15 protein-coding genes are annotated in these 18680 nt (G+C 64.1%); 13 read left to right on the top strand and 2 right to left on the bottom strand.

Features of this window, described 5'->3' with window-relative positions; genetic code table 11:
- Positions 1-70 precede the first annotated feature (70 nt).
- The 10 genes from bioB (at position 71) to OU419_RS02735 (ending at position 12439) form a co-directional block, all read left to right on the top strand.
- The gene (gene bioB / locus OU419_RS02690; RefSeq protein ID WP_254470153.1) at positions 71-1129 is read left to right on the top strand and encodes a biotin synthase BioB; all 1059 of its coding nucleotides are present in this window, start codon (positions 71-73) and stop codon (positions 1127-1129) included.
- 115 nt (positions 1130-1244) lie between these two features.
- Positions 1245-2450: an 8-amino-7-oxononanoate synthase gene (gene bioF / locus OU419_RS02695; RefSeq protein WP_254470154.1), complete on the top strand. Its 1206-nt coding sequence runs from the start codon at positions 1245-1247 to the stop codon at positions 2448-2450.
- Positions 2443-3168: an alpha/beta fold hydrolase gene (locus tag OU419_RS02700; protein WP_254470155.1), complete on the top strand. Its 726-nt coding sequence runs from the start codon at positions 2443-2445 to the stop codon at positions 3166-3168. Before bioF ends, OU419_RS02700 begins: the two co-directional genes overlap by 8 nt.
- A complete protein-coding gene (gene bioC / locus OU419_RS02705; protein WP_254470156.1) occupies positions 3149-3952 on the top strand; it encodes a malonyl-ACP O-methyltransferase BioC in 804 nt (267 codons plus the stop codon). Before OU419_RS02700 ends, bioC begins: the two co-directional genes overlap by 20 nt.
- Before the next feature lie 34 nt (positions 3953-3986).
- Positions 3987-4670, top strand: coding sequence for a dethiobiotin synthase (bioD, locus tag OU419_RS02710; RefSeq protein ID WP_254470157.1), 684 nt, complete (start codon positions 3987-3989; stop codon positions 4668-4670).
- Between the two features lie 74 nt (positions 4671-4744).
- Entirely contained in the window at positions 4745-4981 is a 237-nt protein-coding gene (locus OU419_RS02715; protein ID WP_254470158.1) for a hypothetical protein, read from the top strand.
- 306 nt (positions 4982-5287) lie between these two features.
- A complete protein-coding gene (locus OU419_RS02720; RefSeq protein WP_254470159.1) occupies positions 5288-7093 on the top strand; it encodes a phenylacyl-CoA dehydrogenase in 1806 nt (601 codons plus the stop codon).
- Between the two features lie 163 nt (positions 7094-7256).
- Positions 7257-8537 carry a GGDEF domain-containing protein gene (locus OU419_RS02725; protein ID WP_254470160.1) on the top strand — a complete coding sequence of 427 codons (1281 nt, stop codon included), beginning with the start codon at positions 7257-7259 and terminating at the stop codon, positions 8535-8537.
- 119 nt (positions 8538-8656) lie between these two features.
- Positions 8657-10453, top strand: a complete 1797-nt coding sequence (locus OU419_RS02730) for an acyl-CoA dehydrogenase C-terminal domain-containing protein (RefSeq protein WP_254470161.1) — start codon at positions 8657-8659, stop codon at positions 10451-10453.
- A 207-nt stretch (positions 10454-10660) separates the two neighbouring features.
- Positions 10661-12439, top strand: a complete 1779-nt coding sequence (locus OU419_RS02735; protein WP_254470162.1) for an acyl-CoA dehydrogenase C-terminal domain-containing protein — start codon at positions 10661-10663, stop codon at positions 12437-12439.
- Between the two features lie 359 nt (positions 12440-12798).
- Here OU419_RS02735 and OU419_RS02740 read toward each other — a convergent pair whose 3' ends face one another.
- On the bottom strand, positions 12799-13677 hold the full coding sequence (locus tag OU419_RS02740; RefSeq protein ID WP_254470163.1) for a LysR family transcriptional regulator: 879 nt from the start codon (positions 13675-13677) through the stop codon (positions 12799-12801).
- 100 nt (positions 13678-13777) lie between these two features.
- Between OU419_RS02740 and OU419_RS02745 the strand changes: the two genes are divergently transcribed.
- Together OU419_RS02745 and OU419_RS02750 are read left to right on the top strand one after the other, a co-directional pair.
- On the top strand, positions 13778-14485 hold the full coding sequence (locus tag OU419_RS02745; protein ID WP_254470164.1) for an MOSC domain-containing protein: 708 nt from the start codon (positions 13778-13780) through the stop codon (positions 14483-14485).
- Positions 14486-14690: 205 nt separating this feature from the next.
- On the top strand, positions 14691-16664 hold the full coding sequence (locus OU419_RS02750) for a PhoX family protein (protein ID WP_254470165.1): 1974 nt from the start codon (positions 14691-14693) through the stop codon (positions 16662-16664).
- Between the two features lie 214 nt (positions 16665-16878).
- On the opposite strand, the gene fnr is transcribed toward OU419_RS02750, so the two are convergent.
- Positions 16879-17580 carry a fumarate/nitrate reduction transcriptional regulator Fnr gene (gene fnr, locus OU419_RS02755; RefSeq protein ID WP_408004920.1) on the bottom strand — a complete coding sequence of 234 codons (702 nt, stop codon included), beginning with the start codon at positions 17578-17580 and terminating at the stop codon, positions 16879-16881.
- A gap of 244 nt (positions 17581-17824) precedes the next feature.
- Here fnr and OU419_RS02760 point away from each other — a divergent pair, with 244 nt between their 5' ends.
- A complete protein-coding gene (locus tag OU419_RS02760) occupies positions 17825-18583 on the top strand; it encodes a COG4705 family protein (RefSeq protein WP_254470167.1) in 759 nt (252 codons plus the stop codon).
- Positions 18584-18680 lie beyond the last annotated feature (97 nt).

An 18680-nucleotide genomic window follows, 5' to 3' on the forward strand; every position in this document is an offset into this window, starting at 1 on the left:
TGAATCCCGGTGGCGTGCCGCCGGATATCTCGACAAGAAGGCGCCCCGACAGCGTCGAAAGGAAATTCCCATGAGTGCCACAGCAGCCCAGGTTACCCGCCACGACTGGACTCTCGCCGAAGTCCGCGCCCTGTTCGAACAACCTTTCAACGATCTGTTGTTCCAGGCGCAGACCGTGCACCGGGCGCATTTCGACCCGAACCGCGTGCAGGTTTCCACGTTGCTGTCGATCAAGACTGGCGCCTGCCCGGAGGACTGCAAGTACTGTCCGCAGTCCGGCCACTACAACACCGGCCTGGACAAGGAAAAGCTGATGGAGGTGCAGAAGGTGCTGGAGGCCGCCGCCGAGGCAAAGGCCATCGGCTCGACGCGCTTCTGCATGGGCGCGGCCTGGAAACACCCGTCGGCCAAGGACATGCCTTACGTGCTGGAAATGGTGAAGGGCGTGAAGAAGCTTGGCCTGGAAACCTGCATGACCCTCGGCAAGCTGACCCAGGATCAGACCCTGGCGCTGGCCGAGGCGGGGCTGGACTACTACAACCACAACCTCGATACCTCGCCGGAGTTCTACGGCAACATCATCACCACGCGCACCTACGGCGAGCGCCTGCAGACCCTGGCCTACGTGCGCGAGGCGGGAATGAAGATCTGCTCCGGCGGTATCCTCGGCATGGGCGAGTCGGTGGATGACCGCGCCGGCCTGCTGATCCAGTTGGCGAACCTGCCGGAGCATCCGGAATCGGTGCCGATCAACATGCTGGTGAAGGTCAAGGGCACCCCGCTGGCCGATGAAAAGGATGTCGATCCGTTCGACTTCATCCGCACCCTGGCCGTCGCCCGCATCCTGATGCCGAAATCCCATGTGCGCCTGTCCGCCGGGCGCGAGCAGATGAACGAGCAGATGCAGGCGTTGGCTTTCATGGCCGGCGCCAACTCGATCTTCTACGGCGAGAAGCTGCTGACTACCGGCAACCCGCAGGCCGAGAAGGACATGCAACTGTTCGCGCGTCTGGGCATCAAGCCGGAAGAGCGCGAGGAGCACGCCGATGAGGTGCATCAGGCAGCCATCGAGCAGGCGCTGGTCGAGCAGCGTGACTCACAGCTTTTCTACAACGCGGCCTCGGCCTGATTTGCTTGTCTATGCAGCAGCGGGTCGATTGGCGAAAGCTTCTCCGCGGGCAATCGACCTCCTGCAGGCATGAGGGCTGGCGGGCTTCGGCCCGCCAACGCCAAGAGGGTTGCGCATGTCTTTCGATCTTACCGCCCGCCTTGCCCAGCGCAGGGCGGACGATCTCTACCGCCAACGCCCGTTGCTGGAGAGTCCGCAGGGGCCGGAGGTGGTCATCGACGGCCGGCGGATGCTGGCGTTCTGTTCCAACGACTACCTGGGCCTGGCCAGCCATCCCGAGGTGATCGCCGCGCTGCGCGCCGGCGCCGAGCGCTGGGGTGTGGGCGGCGGAGCCTCGCACCTGGTCAATGGCCACTGCGGCCCGCACCACGATCTTGAGCTGGCGCTCGCGGAGTTCACCGGACGCCCGCGCGCGCTGCTGTTCTCCACCGGCTACATGGCCAACCTGGGTACTGTCACCGCGCTGGTCGGAAAGGGTGACAGCGTACTGGAGGACCGCCTCAACCACGCCTCGCTGCTGGATGCCGGCCTGCTTTCCGGCGCGCGTTTCTCGCGCTATCTGCACAACGACGCCGCCAGCCTTGCCGCGCGCCTGACAAGGTCCGAAGGCAGCACCCTGGTCGTGACCGATGGCGTCTTCAGCATGGACGGCGACCTTGCCGACCTGCCCAGCCTTTGCGCGGCGGCTAGAAAGCAGGGCGCCTGGGTGATGGTGGACGACGCCCACGGCTTCGGCCTGCTGGGTGCGAATGGCGGCGGCATCGTCGAGCACTTCGGGCTCGGCGCCGACGATGTGCCGGTATTGGTCGGGACGCTCGGCAAGGCTTTCGGCACCGCCGGTGCATTCGTCGCCGGGAGCGAGGAACTGATCGAGACCTTGATTCAGTTCGCCCGCCCCTACATCTATACCACCAGCCAGCCGCCAGCGGTGGCCTGTGCCACGCTGAAGAGCCTGGAGCTGCTGCGCCGCGAACACTGGCGCCGCAAGCACCTGAACAGCCTGATCGCCCGATTCCGCTCGGGGGCCGAAGCCATCGGCCTGCGCCTGATGGACAGTCCTACGCCGATCCAGCCGATTCTCATCGGCGGCAGCCGCCAGGCCCTGGCGCTGTCGGCCGAGCTGCGCGAGCGCGGCATCCTCGTCGGAGCGATCCGTCCTCCGACCGTGCCTGCCGGCACTGCGCGCCTGCGCGTAACGCTTTCCGCGCTGCACAGCGAGGCACAGGTCGACCGTCTGTTGGTGGCCCTCGCGGAAAGCTGGCAGCGCGTGTCGTCTAGCCTTCTGGCAGAGATCGATGCCGAGGAGGGCGATGATGCGTGACCAACTGATCCTGCTGCCGGGCTGGGGCCTGGGCAGCGCCCCGCTGGAGCCGTTGCGCGATGCGCTGCTGGAACAGTCGCCGCACCTGAACGTGCAGATCGAGCCGCTGCCCGGCGATGCCGACCCGAACGTGTGGCTCGACGAGTTGGACGACAACGTCGCCCACGACGCCTGGATAGCCGGCTGGTCGCTGGGCGGGATGCTCGCCGCCGAGTTGGCGGCGCGTCGTGGAGAGTCCTGTCGCGGGTTGGTGACGCTGGCCAGCAACGTGTGCTTCCGCCGCCGCGACGACTGGCCTGAGGCGATGGCCGGCGAAGTGTTCGAGGACTTCTTCGAAGCGTTCCTGCTGGAGCCTGCGCTCACCCGCAAACGCTTCACCCTGCTGGTCAGCCAGGGTGCTCGCGATGCCCGCACCCTTTCCCGGCAACTGCAGGTGGCGCTGCCGCAACTGGATGTCGACGGCCTGACCGCCGGTCTGCAACTGCTTGGCCAACTCGACACCCGCGCCGCCCTGGGCCGCTATCCCGGCCCTCAGTTGCACCTGTTCGCGGGCAGCGACGCACTGGTGCCGCCCGGCGCTGCCGAGGCCTTGCTGGAGTGGCTGCCGGACGTCGAGGCAAGTGTGATTCCCGGTGCCAGCCACGGCTTGCCGCTGGAGCGGCCGGACGAGGTGGCCGGCGCCATCCTGAAGTTCATCCATGAGGGCGACGATGCCTGAACGCAGCGCGCTGCCTGACAAGCGCCAGGTGGCTGCATCCTTCTCCCGTGCCGCGGAAACCTACGACGCGGTAGCCGATCTGCAGCGCGCGGTTGGCTCGCAACTGCTGAGCCTGCTACCGGGCGAGCCTGTGCCGCGGCGTTGGGTCGACCTCGGCAGTGGCACGGGATACTTCACGCGGGCGCTGGCGTCTCGTTATCCGCAGGCGCAGGGCCTGGCCGTGGATATCGCCGAGGGCATGCTGCGCCATGCTCGCGAACTGGGCGGCGCTGAGCATTTCATTGGCGGTGACGCCGAGCACCTGCCGTTGCGTGAAGGCGCCTGCGACCTGTTGTTTTCCAGCCTTGCGCTGCAGTGGTGTGCGGACCTGCCTGCGGTGCTGGGCGAGGCCAGGCGTGTATTGCGCCCCAACGGCATGTTGGCCTTCAGCAGCCTGTGCATAGGTACGCTCGGTGAGCTTCGGCGGAGCTGGGAGGCGGTGGACGGATTCGTCCATGTGAACCGCTTCCGTGCCTTCGAGGACTACCAGAGGTATTGCGCAGAAAGCGATCTGGACGTGCTGGAGCTGTGCACCGAGGACCGCGTCCTGCACTTCCCCGACCTGCGCAGCCTGACCCATGAACTCAAGGCACTCGGTGCGCATAACCTCAACCCCGGACGCCCTGACGGCCTGACCGGCCGCGAGCGGGTACGGGCGCTGGTCGCGGCCTACGAACGCTTCCGGCAGCCCCAGGGGCTCCCGGCCACCTACCGGGTGGTCTATGCCGTCTTGCGCAAATCCTGATTTCCGCTCCCGCAACGAGTACCAGAGGAACAGCATGTCCCACGCCTACTTCATTACCGGTACCGACACCGAGATCGGCAAAACCACCATCGCTGCCGGTCTGCTGCACTCGGCGCGCCTGGCTGGGCTTTCCACCGCGGCGGCCAAGCCGGTGGCATCCGGTTGCGAGCGTAGCGCCGAAGGTCTGCGCAATTCCGATGCGCTGGCGCTGCTAGGCGAATCCAGCCTGCCGCTGACGTATGAACAGGTGAATCCATTCGCCTTCGAACCAGCCATCGCGCCGCATCTCGCCGCGCGGGAAGCAGGCGTGAAGCTGAGCGTCGCTGCGCTGGCCGGGCCTGTGCGCTCTGTGCTGGAGCTCGGTGCCGATTTCTCCGTGGTGGAAGGTGCCGGCGGTTGGCGCGTTCCGCTGGCAGGAGAGGAAAGCCTCTCCGACCTGGCTATCGCCCTTGGCTTGCCAGTGATTCTGGTGGTAGGGGTGCGCCTGGGCTGTATAAACCACGCGGTCCTCAGTGCCGAGGCGATCCAGCGCGATGGCCTGCAACTGGCCGGCTGGGTCGCCAACATTGTCGACCCACAGACGTCGCGGCTCGAAGAAAACCTCGCAACCCTGGCCGAGCGCCTGCCGGCGCCGTGCATCGGTCGGGTGCCGCATCTATCGCCGGCGACGCCCGTTGCCGTCGCGGCGCATCTTGACCTGAGTATTCTCGAGTTGTAACAGGTCTCTGGCCTGGATGGCGTAAGTCTGCTTGAATGATGGCCACTTGCTGCTTTTTTCTGGGAGGCGCGCAGATGGAAATCTCCGGTAATGCTTTTGCCGCCGGCCTGAGCTCGGTCCAGAGCGGTCAGCGCCGTGTCGATCAGGCCGGTGCGGAGATCGCCGGTGCCGGTGCGCGCACAACGACCAGCGACGCGCTGGCCGATCACCTGGTGGATTTGCGCCGTGGCCAGCATGAAGTCGAGGCCGGCGCCAAGGTCATCCAGGCCGCCGACGAAACGCTCGGCACCCTCATCGATATCCGCGCCTGACGGACGCTTCCCCTTTCTTTTTTCTCCCACCCTCCGGCCGTCTTCATGACGTGCCGGAGGCTCTGCCATGCGCTTTACTGGATAACAGGATGGCATCCTCGATGCTCCCCTGAAGCCGGCGCTCGGGTGTGACCGGGTGGTCGGTTTGGATGCTTGACAAGGGTAGGGCGTAAACGTATGTTTCAAACGCCTGTTTGACTGTCGGGCTGCGTACGCGCACCGACTGGGCGGCCGGGAACGATCCCGCACTGCGACCGCAACAACCGGTCGCCCATTAACCAGAACCCTTCGTAGAGGTTTACCGCTATGCCTGATTACAAGGCCCCCTTGCGTGATATCCGTTTCGTTCGCGACGAGCTGCTGGGCTACGAAGCGCACTACCAGAACCTGCCGGGTGCCCAGGACGCCACCCCGGATATGGTCAATGCCATCCTCGAAGAGGGTGCCAAGTTCTGCGAACAGGTAATCGCTCCGCTGAACCGCGTTGGCGACCAGGAAGGCTGCAAATGGAGCCCCGAAGGCGTCAAGACTCCGACCGGCTTCAAAGAGGCCTACCAGCAGTTCGTCGAAGGCGGCTGGCCGAGCCTGGCCCATGACGTCGAGCACGGCGGTCAGGGTCTGCCCGAATCCCTCGGCATGGCGATCAGCGAAATGATTGGCCAGGCCAACTGGTCCTGGGGCATGTACCCGGGCCTGTCCCACGGTGCCATGAACACCCTGCATGCCCACGGCACTCCGGAGCAGCAGCACACCTACCTGACCAAGCTGGTTTCCGGCGAGTGGACCGGCACCATGTGCCTGACCGAGCCGCATTGCGGCACCGACCTGGGCATGCTGCGCACCAAGGCAGAGCCGCAGGCTGACGGCACCTACAAGGTCACCGGTACCAAGATCTTCATCTCCGCTGGCGAACATGACATGGCCGACAACATCGTCCACATCGTGTTGGCCCGCCTGCCCGATGCCCCGCAGGGTACCAAGGGTATCTCGCTGTTCATCGTGCCGAAGTTCCTGCCCAATGCCGAAGGCGGCGTAGGCGAGCGCAACGCCGTTTCCTGTGGTTCCATCGAACACAAGATGGGCATCCACGGCAACGCCACCTGCGTGATGAACTTCGACGCCGCCACCGGCTTCCTGATCGGCCCGCCGAACAAGGGCCTGAACTGCATGTTCACCTTCATGAACACTGCTCGCCTGGGCACCGCGCTGCAGGGCCTGGCCCATGCGGAAATCGGCTTCCAGGGCGGCATCGCCTACGCTCGCGAGCGTCTGCAGATGCGTTCGCTGACCGGCCCGAAAGCGCCGGAAAAAGCCGCTGACCCGATCATCGTGCACCCGGACGTACGCCGCATGCTGCTGACCGCCAAGGCATTCGCCGAAGGCAACCGCGCCATGCTGTACTTCGCCGCCAAGCAGGTCGACATCGTTCAGCGCAGCCAGGACGAAGAAGAGAAGAAAGCCGCCGATTCGATGCTGGCTTTCCTCACTCCGATCGCCAAGGCGTTCATGACCGAAGTGGGCTTCGAAGCCGCCAACCACGGCGTGCAGATCTATGGCGGCCACGGCTTCATCGCTGAGCACGGCATGGAGCAAAACGTTCGCGATAGCCGTATCTCCATGCTGTACGAAGGCACCACCGGCGTTCAGGCACTGGACCTGCTGGGCCGCAAGATCCTGATGACCCAGGGCGAAGCGCTCAAGGGCTTCACCAAGATCGTGCACAAGTTCTGCCAGGCCAACGAAGCCAACGACGCCGTGAAGGAGTTCGTTGCACCGCTGGCCGCGCTGAACAAGGAGTGGGGCGAGCTGACCATGAAGGTCGGCATGGCTGCCATGAAGGACCGCGAGGAAGTCGGTGCCGCATCGGTGGATTACCTGATGTACTCCGGCTATGCGTGCCTGGCCTACTTCTGGGCCGACATGGCTCGCCTGGCTGCCGAGAAGCTGGCCGCAGGCACCAGCGAAGAGGCCTTCTACCAGGCCAAGCTGAAGACCGCGCGTTTCTACTTCCAGCGCATCCTGCCGCGCACCCGCGCGCACGTTGGCGCCATGCTGTCGGGCGCGAACAACCTGATGGACCTGGCCGAGGAAGATTTCGCCCTCGGTTACTGATCGGTCTCGGGCGGTTCGCCGTCCGTTCGCTGAACAGAAAAAGCCCGCCACCAGGCGGGCTTTTTCGTCTGTGAGATCACGCATTTGCATCCAGAAGATGCCATCATTACGCCAGTTGCCGGCGGCCTGATCCCGTCCCCGGCGTTATTCTGCGGACCCCTTCGTGCGACTCACGGCCCACTACCGGCTCAGCCATTTCCTCACTCCTCTGCTGCTGATTCCGGCCGGCATCGCTGCCGGCTCTCTGGCCGAACTGTCGGAATTCTTCATCTCCCTGTTCAATGTCCTGCCGACACTCCTGCTGCTGCTCGGCGGCGCGCTGTGCATGGTCTATGGACGGCAGCGCCAGCTATTCATGCTGGCTGCGGTCTACATCGCCTATTTCCTGCTGGATACCCAGGTCGACTTCTTCCGCGCCCACGGTAGAACTCGGCCCGAGGCAGCACTGGTGTTTCATTTGTGCTGCGTGTTGCTGCCGCTGCTTTACGGGGTTTACGGCATTTGGGAAGAGCGCATGCATCTGCTGCAGGACCTGCTGGCGCGTAGCGCGGCGCTGCTCGCCGTGGTGGGGGTGACGACGGCCCTGGCCCGGCGCTTCCCGCAGGGGCTGGCGGAACTGCTCAGCGATACCTACTGGCCGTCGCTGCACGGCCAGTGGATGAGTCTCGCGCAATTGTCCTACCTGGGCTTCATCCTCGCCTCCGTCGCTCTGCTGGCGGCCTATCTGCGCCAGCCTCGGCCTTTGCATGCCGCGCAATTGGTCGGCCTGCTCGGCCTGCTGTGGATGCTGCCCAAGGTATTCATCCTGCCCCACGCGCTGACCGTGATGACCAGCCTGGCGATGCTCAACCTGGCCGGCGCGGTGGCTCACGAGGCCTACCAGATGGCCTTCCGCGATGAACTCACCGGCCTGCCCGGGCGCCGCGCGCTGAACGAGCGATTCCAGCGCCTGGGCCAGCAGTACGTGCTGGCGATGATCGATGTGGACCACTTCAAGAAGTTCAACGACAGTCATGGCCACGACGTCGGCGACCAGGTGTTGCGCATGGTCGCCAGCCACTTGCGGCGCACTGGCGGTGGTGGCAAGGCGTACCGCTACGGCGGGGAAGAGTTCACCCTGGTTTTCGCCGGCAAGTCGATCGAGCAGTGCCTGCCGCATCTGGAAGCGGTACGGCAATCCATCGAGAGTTACTCGATGCATCTACGCGATCGGGGCAACCGGCCCAGGGATGATCGCCAGGGGCGCAGCAAGCGCGGCGGCAAGGACGGCCAGACGGTATCGGTGACCATCAGCATCGGCGTAGCCGAGCGCGATGTCGAACGGCGCAGCCCCGAGGAAGTGATCAAGGGTGCCGACCAGGCGCTGTATGCGGCGAAAAGCGGCGGACGCAATCGCGTGGCGGTATACGGCCAGGCGCGCCGGGGAGCGGTGCGCACTGCCTGAATACCCTGCGTTATGACCGCGCATTCAGCGCGTGCAGCGTGATTGTCCGCCAGGTCACGCGCCGTTAGGTTCGAGGTTTCCGCGCCTTGCCGGCGCCCCGAACCGAACGGAGATTCGCGATGCCCGAGTACAAGGCTCCCCTGCGCGATGTGCGCTTCCTCACCGACGAAGTCTTTGATTTCACCGGTCGCTACCAGGCACTGGGCGCTACCGATGCCACCCCGGACATGTTTTCCGCCATCCTTGAGGAGGGCGCCAAGTTCTGCGAGCAGGTACTCGCGCCGCTGAACCGTTCCGGCGACGAAGAAGGCTGCCATTTTGACAACGGAGTGGTGACCACGCCCAAGGGCTTCAAGGAAGCCTACTCCCAGTATGTCGAAGGTGGCTGGAACGGCGTTTCCAGCGATCCGGCCTACGGAGGCCAGGGGCTGCCGCCTTCGCTCGGGTTGCTGGTCAGCGAGATGATCGGTGCTTCCAACTGCTCCTGGGGCATGTACCCGGGCCTGACCAAGGGCGCGATGGCTGCGATCCACGCTCACGGCAGCGAGGATCAGAAGAAAGCCTACCTGGGGCGCATGACCAGCGGCATCTGGACCGGCACCATGTGCCTGACCGAGCCGCACTGCGGTACTGACCTGGGCATCATCAAAACCCGCGCTGTGCCCAATGCCGATGGCAGCTATGCGATCACCGGCACGAAGATTTTCATCTCCGCTGGCGAACACGACATGAGCGAGAACATCATCCACCTGGTACTCGCCAAGCTGCCGGACGCGCCGGCTGGCACCAAGGGAATCTCGCTGTTCATCGTGCCCAAGTTCAACCTCGATGCGAACGGCGAAGTGGGTGAGCGCAATGCCGTGGCCTGCGGCTCCATCGAGCACAAGATGGGCATCAAGGCTTCCGCCACCTGCGTGATGAACTTCGACGGCGCCCGCGGCTTCCTGATCGGCGAGGCCAACAAGGGCCTGGCCTGCATGTTCACTATGATGAACCATGCGCGCCTGGGTACCGGCATGCAGGGCCTTTGCCTCGGCGAGACCAGCTTCCAGGGCGCGGTACGCTACGCCCAGGACCGACTGCAGATGCGCTCGTTGACCGGCCCGAAGGCGCCGGAGAAGCCCGCCGACCCGATCATCGTCCACCCCGACGTACGCCGCATGCTGCTGACCATGAAGGCGTTCAACGAGGGCAACCGTGCACTGGCGTACTTCACCGCCCAGTTGCTGGATATCGAGCACCTGTCCCAGGATGCCGAGGAACGCGAGCGCGCCGCCAATCTGCTGGCCTTCCTCACTCCGATCTGCAAGGCCTTCATGACCGAGACGGGCCTGGAGGTCACCAACATCGGCATGCAGGTGTTCGGCGGCCACGGCTTCATCCGCGAATGGGGCATGGAGCAGCTTGTCCGGGACTGTCGCATCGCGCCGATCTACGAGGGCACCAACGGTATCCAGGCGCTGGACCTGCTGGGCCGCAAGGTGCTGGGGAGCCAGGGCAGGCTGTTGATGGGCTTCACCAGGCTCGTCCACCAGCTCTGCCAGCAACATGCCGAGCACCCGCAGCTCAAGGCCGAGGTTGCACAGTTGGCTGCTCTGAACAAGCAGTGGGGCGAGCTGACCCAGACAATCGGCATGGCCGCCATGAAGAATCCGGACGAAGTCGGCGCCGCGTCGGTCGATTATCTGATGTTCTCCGGCTACGTCACCCTTGGCTACTTCTGGCTGCGCATGGCGCTCGTCGCCCGGCAGAAGCTGGAAGAGGGCGCTGGCGAAGCGGCGTACTACGAAGCGAAACTGGCCACCGCTGCCTTCTATTTCAGCCGCTTGCTGCCGCGCGCGCAGGCCCATGTCGCCGCCGCACAGGCGGGATCGGATGGCCTGATGGGGCTTTCGGCGGAGCAGTTCGCGCTGTAGCTCTCGTCTGCGGGGCGTGGGCTCGTGCAATGCGAGCCTTCGCTCTGGAGCTACACTTTGTGACCAAACTATTGTTGAGTGGTCATATCATGACGCTTAAAGTCTGAAAAGTTGTTGGAGTAAACTCCGACGGCGTACCTTCGTGTACCTCCTATTCTGATACCGCTGGCTGCCAGATCAGCCGTCGTTTTCGTTCGAGGATCCATCATGGCTGACTACAAAGCTCCCCTGCGCGACATGCAATTCGTCCTCAATGAAGTCTTCGAGGTCGCCAAGCTCTGGGCCGAACTGCCCGGCCTGGCCGAGACCGTCGACGTCGAGACCGCTAACGCGATCCTCGAAGAGGCCGGCAAGGTCACCGGCGGTGTGATCGCCCCGCTGAACCGCAGCGGCGATGAGGAAGGCTGCAGCTGGAGCGCCGAGGGCGTGAAGACTCCGGCTGGCTTCCCCGACGCCTACCGCACCTACGCCGAAGGCGGCTGGGTGGGTGTGGGCGGCGCGCCGGAATTCGGCGGCATGGGCATGCCCAAGGTGATCGGCGCCCAGGTCGAGGAAATGGTCAACTCGGCCAACCTGTCCTTCGGTCTCTATCCGATGCTGACCGCCGGCGCCTGCCTGTCGCTGCTCAACCACGCCAGCGAAGAACTCAAGGCCAAGTACCTGCCGAACATGTACGCCGGCACCTGGGCGGGCTCCATGTGCCTGACCGAGCCGCACGCCGGCACCGACCTGGGTATGATCCGCACCAAGGCCGAACCGCAGGCCGACGGCAGCTTCAAGATTTCCGGCACCAAGATCTTCATCACCGGCGGCGAGCACGACCTCACCGAGAACATCATCCACCTGGTGCTGGCCAAGCTGCCTGACGCGCCGGCGGGCTCCAAGGGCATCTCGCTGTTCCTGGTTCCCAAGGTGCTGGTCAATGAGGATGGCTCCCTGGCCGAGCGCAACGCCGTCTCCTGTGGCTCCATCGAGCACAAGATGGGCATCAAGGCCTCCGCCACCTGCGTGATGAACTTCGACGGTGCCACCGGCTGGATCGTCGATGCGCCGAACAAGGGCCTGGCCGCCATGTTCACCATGATGAACTACGAGCGCCTGGGTGTCGGTATCCAGGGCCTGGCCACCGGCGAGCGCTCCTACCAGAGCGCCGTGGAATACGCCCGCGAGCGTATCCAGAGCCGCGCGCCCACCGGCCCGGTTGCCCAGGACAAGGCTGCCGACCCGATCATCGTGCACCCGGATGTGCGTCGCATGCTGCTGACCATGAAGGCGCTGAACGAGGGTGGCCGTGCCTTCTCCAGCTACGTCGCCATGCAACTGGACACTGCCAAGTACAGCCAGGAGCCGAGCACCCGCAAGCGCGCCGAGGAACTGGTCGCCCTGCTGACCCCGGTGGCCAAGGCCTTCCTCACTGACATGGGCCTGGAAACCACTATCCACGGCCAGCAGATTTTCGGCGGTCACGGCTTCATCCGCGAGTGGGGCCAGGAACAACTGGTGCGCGACTGCCGCATCACCCAGATCTACGAAGGCACCAACGGCATCCAGGCGCTGGACCTGATGGGCCGCAAGATCGTCGGCAGCGGCGGCGCCTACGCCAGGCTGTTCACCGATGAAATCCGCGCCTTCACCGCCTCGGCGTCGGCCGAGCTGGCCGAGTTCACCGGCCCGCTGAACGCCGCCGTGGACAACCTGGACGAGCTGACCGCCTGGGTTCTGGACCGCGCCAAGGGCAACCCGAACGAGATCGGCGCCGCCTCGGTCGAGTACCTGCACGCCTTCGGCTATACGGCCTACGCCTACATGTGGGCCCTGATGGCGCGCGCTGCGCTGGGCAAGGAAGGCCAGGACGAGTTCTACGCCAGCAAGCTGGGGACCGCGCGTTTCTACTTTGCCCGCCTGCTGCCGCGCATCCACTCCCTGAGCGCTTCGGTGAAAGCTGGCAGCGAGTCGCTGTACCTGCTGGATGCCGCGCAGTTCTGAGTCTGGCTGCAAATGCTGTATGAAAAAGCCCCGCATTTGCGGGGCTTTTTCTTTGCGGTTATTTCCTTTCCGAACACTGCTATTACGAATCTTTGTAAGCCAAGGCTTACACGGAGTGGTGGTGATCGGCGTCTATCTGGAAGTCCCTTACAGCGTTAATCTTCTCCTCAGTCAGGACATTGCGCAGGAAGCGCCAAAGACAATACGGAAACTAGGGATTCCACCACGGATGGTGGCAAGCACGGACGTCAGGATATCGGTCTGCAAAACCCCGCCTCGCAAGGGCGGGGTTTTTTCTTGCCTGCGATCTACCCTCCGCCGCGCTGCAGCGGCCTGTGCAACTTTGTTTGCGCTTGTTCTCAGATGGCGCCATCGAGCAGCGAACGCAGCAGTTCCACGGTTGGCTGCTGACGCTGCGCATCGCGATACACCAGTCCTACGCTCAAAGGAATGCGCGGTTCGCTGATTGGTTTCCAGAGAAGGTTCCGGTGTGTATGAGTCTGCCGCGCGCGCCCCGGCAGTACCGTAGCGAAGCGACTATGCGGCAGGCTGTCGAGAATTCCGCTCATGTGATTGAGCTCTGCCTGCACTCGCGGCCGCCGCCCTATCGTGGCCAACTGCTCCTGCCAGATCTGTCGGGCGCGGAACTCTTCGCCGAGCAGCAGCATCGGCAGTTCCGCGGCCTGCGCCAGCGATACCTTCTTGAATTCGCGTAGCGGGTGGTCCTCGGGGATCACCAGTTGCAGTTCGTCCGGGTACAGCTCCACGCCACGCAATGCGGGCTGACGCGGTGGCAGGAAGCCGATGCCGATATCCAGCTTGCCCGACATCAGACGCCGTTCGATTTCCACGCCGGATAGCTCATAGATGCGCACCTGTACATGTGGCTGGGCAGCGTGCAGACGCTCCACGAGGTGTGGCACCAGGTTTGCGTTGACTGTTTGCAGCACGCCGATCGCCAGGCTGTGCGCACTCTGCCCGCGAAAGCCGCGCAAGGCTTCCCGTGCGCGTTCCATGCCTTCGAGCAGCGGCACGGCGTGGTTGTACAGCGTGTGCGCCGCGACGGTCGGCACCAGGCGCTTGCCGCTGCGCTGGAAGAGCGCCACGTCGAGATTCTGCTCCAGTTGGCGGATCTGCTGCGACAGCGCCGGCTGGGAAATGGCCAGGCGCTCGCCGGCACGGCCGACATGGCCTTCCTCGTAGAGCGCGACGAAATAGCGTAGTTGGCGGAAATCCATAAGTCTGGCTTATCAATGAAACTGGAAAATCGAAATGGATAGTCACCTATCCAAGCCTCTACTCTAGCGCTTGTCCGCTGTCTCAGATGGGTAGACAAAGGTGGAAAGCATCGTCATCCAGGGCGTTTTCATAGGAAAAGTCGAAGAGAGCTGGGGAGGTCTGGTCAGCGATATCGACAAGCTTGAAACGCATCAGGAGGTCTGGCTGGGAGCCGAAGGGCTGCCCGGCGACGAACAGGCCGCCCAGCGCCGTCGCGACGGCCTGGATCGCGCACTGCACCACTACCCGGCCGAACACTACCGCCACTGGCGCAAGCAGCATCCGCAGACGCGCTGGCGACAGCCGGCGTTCGGCGAGAACCTGTCGACGTATGGGCTCTGCGAAGCCGACGTATGTATAGGTGACCTGTTCCGCTGGGGAGATGCGCTGATCGAGGTCAGCCAGCCGCGTTCGCCAAGCTACCGTCTGGCCCGCCGCTGGAATCTGCCAGAGCTACCGCTGGAATTGCAGGAGCAGGGCCGCTGCGGCTGGTTCTACCGCGTTCGCCGCTCCGGCATGGTCTGTGCCGACGCACCGCTGGAACTGGTGCAGCGCCACTACCCGCAGCTTTCTGTAGCGAGCCTGCTGGGCTGGTATTTCGGCCAACCCCTGGAGCGCACCGGGCTGCGCCTGATGATGGCTTGCGATGCGCTCTCGCTGCGCTGGCGCAAGACGGCCGCGCAACGCCTGACCAGTGGCGTGGTTGAAGACTGGACGGCCCGCCTGTCGGGCCCCGAATGCCTGAAGCAGGGCGGCCTTGACCTCTGAGTCGGCACTGCTTCTCAACCGTCCTCGCGCCCGCCTCCGGACATCGTCTTGGTCCTGTGGGGCGGCTTTTATTCTCGATGCCGGGCCCGATTACGGCCCGGCGGCCCTTCATCCCGCTGTAACAACCCGTTCCTAACCTTCCGCGCATATCTTTCATTGGCAATCCGAGCCGTCCGATGGATGGCCGTGCGGAAGGAACCCCACCATGAGCGAACGATTCCAGGAATTCCATGATCGGCTGGCCGCCTTCGACGACCGGTCGATCAACCCCTCCGGCAACGTGCCGATGAACGAACTGATCGACGCATCACGTCGCCGCCTGCTGAAGAAAAGTCTGGTGCTGGGCGCGCTGGCCTTTCTCGGTGGCGGCCTGTACGCCCCGCGCCGCCTCTACGCCGCCGACGCGCCGACGCATTCGGCCCTGCTGGGGTTCGTGGGGGTTCCGGTGCAGCAGGATCCGCAGTTCGATGAAGTGGTAGTCGCCAAGGGTTACACCGCGCGCCCATTCTTCTCCTGGGGCGACCCCGTGGTCGCCGGCTCGCCAGCCTGGAAAGGAGATGCCAGCGAAGACTGGAAGGCGCAGGAACTGCAGGCTGGCGACAATCATGACGGCATGCACTATTTCCCATTCCCGGAGGCGCCGGACAGCCACGGCCTGCTGGTGATCAACCACGAGTACATCAACCCGACCCTGCACACCAAAGGCCAGACCTTCGAGGATCGCCCGGATGGCACTCGTGGTCGACCCGAGGGCGAAGTGCGCAAGGAGATCGCTGCCCACGGCTTGAGCGTCATCGAAGTGAAGAAGGATGCCAGCGGCCATTGGCAGCGCGTCGAAGGCTCCAGCTACAACCGGCGTATCACCGGCAGCTCGCCGCTGGACCTTTCCGGGCCGCTGGCGGGGCATGAGCTTCTGCGCACCGCCAGCGATCCCGACGCGAAACAGGTACTGGGAACCCTGAACAACTGCTCGATGGGCGTCACGCCCTGGGGCACCTATCTCGCCTGTGAAGAGAACTGGCACCAGTACTTCGTCAACCGCGACAAGGAAGACTTCGCCAGGCGCACCTCGCACAAGCGGTATGGCTTGTCCAACGGCAAGTTCAGCAACTACTACGCCTGGGAAGCGGTGGACGCTCGCTTCGACGCTACGCCAAAGGCGGACCAGCCCCACGGCGGCCACGTCAACGAGCCGAACCGCTTCGGCTGGATAGTGGAAATCGACCCGTACGATCCCAGCTCCACACCGAAGAAACGTACCGCCGTCGGCCGCTTCTGCCGCGAATGCTCGACTCTCTCGCTGGCCGCGGACAACCGCATGGCCTTCTACTACGGCGATGACACCAAGGGCGAGTACATCTACAAGTTCGTCCCGGCCGGCAAGTACGACCCGGATGACCGCGCCGCCAACCGCGACCTGCTCGACGAAGGCACGCTGTACGTCGCGCAGTTCAGCGACGACGGCAGCGGCCGCTGGCTGCCGCTGGTGCACGGCCAGGATGGTTTGACTGCGGAGAACGGTTTCGCCAGCCAGGCCGAGGTGCTGGTCAATGCCCGCGCCGCCGCCGACAAGCTGGGTGCGACCCCGATGGATCGTCCCGAATGGGTGGCCGTCCAGCCGGGTAGCCGTACCGTGTACGTCAGCCTTACCAACAACGATGCCCGCGGCAAGAAGCAGCCAGTGAACGCCGCCAACCCGCGCAAGGAAAATCTCCACGGACAGATCCTGCGCTGGGACGAGGCCGGTGGCGATCCGGCGGCCACCAGCTTCCAGTGGGAGATCTTCCTGCTGGCCGGTGAGCCGAAGGGTTCCGGTGCGCCGGAAAATCTGGTTGGCACCATCAACGGCGACATCTTCTCCTCGCCGGATGGCCTGTACTTCGACACCGCAGGCCGCCTGTGGATCGAAACCGACTACGACGATGCCGAGCAACCCATGCACGCGATGGGTTGTAACCAGTTGCTCTGTGCCGACCCGCACAGCCGCGAGGTTCGTCGCTTCCTGGTGGGCCCGCGTGGCTGCGAGCTGACCGGCATCACCCAGACGCCGGACGGCAGGACCCTGTGGGTGAATATCCAGCATCCGGGCATCAGTTTCCCCGCCAGCGACGGCAAGAGCATTCCGCGATCGACCACGCTGGTGATCACCAAGGACGATGGCGGCGTGATCGGAACGTAATGGTTCCAGCGGGTCTGGGGTGGGACCGGATGGACGGGCCCCCGCCCGGTGGTCTGGAGTTCGCGGGCTGCAGCGCTGCGCCGGGATTACGCAGGTGATTCGCTCCTGCGCAGGCCCGCCCGGCAGGCTGCAGTAATGCGCTTCGCGTCACCCATCCTGCGGCGGTGTCGATTGCAGCGTGCAGTGTTGCCGGCGATGCGGGCCAACTGTGCGGCTAGAGCTCGACTTCCCCGCCCGCCAGCGCGCACAGTTCGGTGAAGTCGAGAATCTCCGTCTCCCGTCCATCCACTCGCAGCAGGCCGTGCTTCTGCAGACGGGTGAAGCTGCGCGAGACGGTTTCCACCGCCAGGCCCAGGTAGTCGCCGATTTCGTTGCGCGACATGCTCAGGCGAAAGCGCGTCGCGGAGAAGCCGCGCTCGCGGAAGTGTGCGGAGATGTTCAGCAGGAAGGCAGCGATGCGCGAGTCCGAGTTCAGGCGCGAGAGCAGCAGCTTCATCTGCTGATCCTCACGGATCTTGCGGCTCATCATCAGCATGATCTGGTGCGACAGGCCGGGAATCTGGATCGAAAGTTCTTCCAGCTGATTGAAGGGGATCTCGCTGCACAGCGTGCTTTCCAGTGCCTGGGCCGAGACCGGGTAGTTGCCTTCGCCCATGCCGGAGAAGCCGAAGATTTCGGTTGCGAAGTAGAAGCCGGTGATCTTTTCGAGCCCCTGTTCGTTGGTGGTGAAGGTCTTGATCGAACCGGAGCGGACCAGAAAGACACTCTGGAACGGGTCGCCCTGGCGGAACACGAAGTCACCCTTGTGCAGCAGGTGGCCCGGCCGGATGATCGCCTCCAGCTCCTCGACCTTCTCGTCGCTCAGCGTTGGTGGCGCCAGCCGGCAGTTCTTGCAGTACGGTTGCGGTTTGATCATCTGATTCATCCATATCCCCATGCGCCGGCAAATCGTGCGCGCTGCAAAGCGGATCATCGGGCGCATGGCCCCCATGAAACCATAGCAACTGGCAGCGATATGTCACTGCGCCGAATGCGGCGCCGGCTCATGGCGGATGCAAATTTCATCCTTCCTTGACCCTTTCTTCACCGCTTGCGCCGCAATCTGCGCCGCGCGTTCCGGGGGAGCCGGTGCGCATCAGTCACGCACCGGAGAATGCAACGTGAATAAGCTTCCACAGATCACCCTGGCCTTCTGGGTGATGAAAATCTGCGCTACCACCCTGGGGGAAACCGCTGGCGACCTGTTGTCGATGACTCTCGACGTGGGTTATGCGGTCAGCTCGATGATCCTCATCTCCCTGTTCCTCGTAACGCTGCTCGGCCAGCTCGCCAGCAAGCGATACAACCCCTGGCTGTATTGGCTGGTGATTCTGTCCACCAGTACCGCCGGCACCACCATGTCGGACTTCATGGATCGTACCCTCGGCCTGGGCTACGCCACCGGTTCGGCGATACTGGTGAGCATTCTGATCGCGATCTTCGCGTTGTGGCGCTTGAGTGGCACCTCGCTGTCGGTAGACCGCATCCGCAGCTTTAAGGGCGAGATGTTCTACTGGATGGCGATTCTCTTCTCCAACACCCTCGGCACCGCGCTGGGCGATTTCCTTGCCGATGACTCCGGCCTGGGCTTCGCCGGTGGCGCGTTGCTGATTGGCAGCCTGATCGCTGTGGTCGTCCTGCTGCACTACTTCACCCGTCTCTCGTCGGTGCTGCTGTTCTGGATCGCCTTCGTTCTTACTCGCCCGTTCGGTGCGACCCTGGGCGACGTACTGACCAAGTCCCATGAGAAGGGCGGTCTGGACTTCGGAACCATCGGCTCCTCGGCGATCCTGGCCGGCATCCTGCTGGTACTGGTGGTGGCCGTCAGCGTGCGGCAGAAGCGCAAGTCCGGAACCGGAGCGGCGGTACTTTCGTCCTGACCGATGACGTCGCATCCTGTCGAACAGGATGCGGCGGGCTAGCCTTGTGAAATTTGTTCTGATATTTTTCATGAAAAATAATCAGAACAATTTCACG

It is taken from the genome of Pseudomonas triclosanedens (genome assembly GCF_026686735.1).
Classification (GTDB): Bacteria; Pseudomonadota; Gammaproteobacteria; order Pseudomonadales; family Pseudomonadaceae; genus Pseudomonas; species Pseudomonas triclosanedens.

Excerpts from the sequence above, each read along its gene's own strand:
- bioF (WP_254470154.1), top strand. The coding sequence starts at position 1,245 with ATGTCTTTCGATCTTACCGCCCGCCTTGCCCAGCGCAGGGCGGACGAT.
- fnr (WP_408004920.1), bottom strand. The coding sequence starts at position 17,580 with ATGATCAAACCGCAACCGTACTGCAAGAACTGCCGGCTGGCGCCACCA.
- bioC (WP_254470156.1), top strand. The coding sequence starts at position 3,149 with ATGAGGGCGACGATGCCTGAACGCAGCGCGCTGCCTGACAAGCGCCAG.
- OU419_RS02750 (WP_254470165.1), top strand. The coding sequence starts at position 14,691 with ATGAGCGAACGATTCCAGGAATTCCATGATCGGCTGGCCGCCTTCGAC.
- OU419_RS02735 (WP_254470162.1), top strand. The coding sequence starts at position 10,661 with ATGGCTGACTACAAAGCTCCCCTGCGCGACATGCAATTCGTCCTCAAT.
- OU419_RS02700 (WP_254470155.1), top strand. The coding sequence starts at position 2,443 with ATGCGTGACCAACTGATCCTGCTGCCGGGCTGGGGCCTGGGCAGCGCC.
- OU419_RS02715 (WP_254470158.1), top strand. The coding sequence starts at position 4,745 with ATGGAAATCTCCGGTAATGCTTTTGCCGCCGGCCTGAGCTCGGTCCAG.
- OU419_RS02730 (WP_254470161.1), top strand. The coding sequence starts at position 8,657 with ATGCCCGAGTACAAGGCTCCCCTGCGCGATGTGCGCTTCCTCACCGAC.
- OU419_RS02740 (WP_254470163.1), bottom strand. The coding sequence starts at position 13,677 with ATGGATTTCCGCCAACTACGCTATTTCGTCGCGCTCTACGAGGAAGGC.
- bioB (WP_254470153.1), top strand. The coding sequence starts at position 71 with ATGAGTGCCACAGCAGCCCAGGTTACCCGCCACGACTGGACTCTCGCC.
- bioD (WP_254470157.1), top strand. The coding sequence starts at position 3,987 with ATGTCCCACGCCTACTTCATTACCGGTACCGACACCGAGATCGGCAAA.
- OU419_RS02720 (WP_254470159.1), top strand. The coding sequence starts at position 5,288 with ATGCCTGATTACAAGGCCCCCTTGCGTGATATCCGTTTCGTTCGCGAC.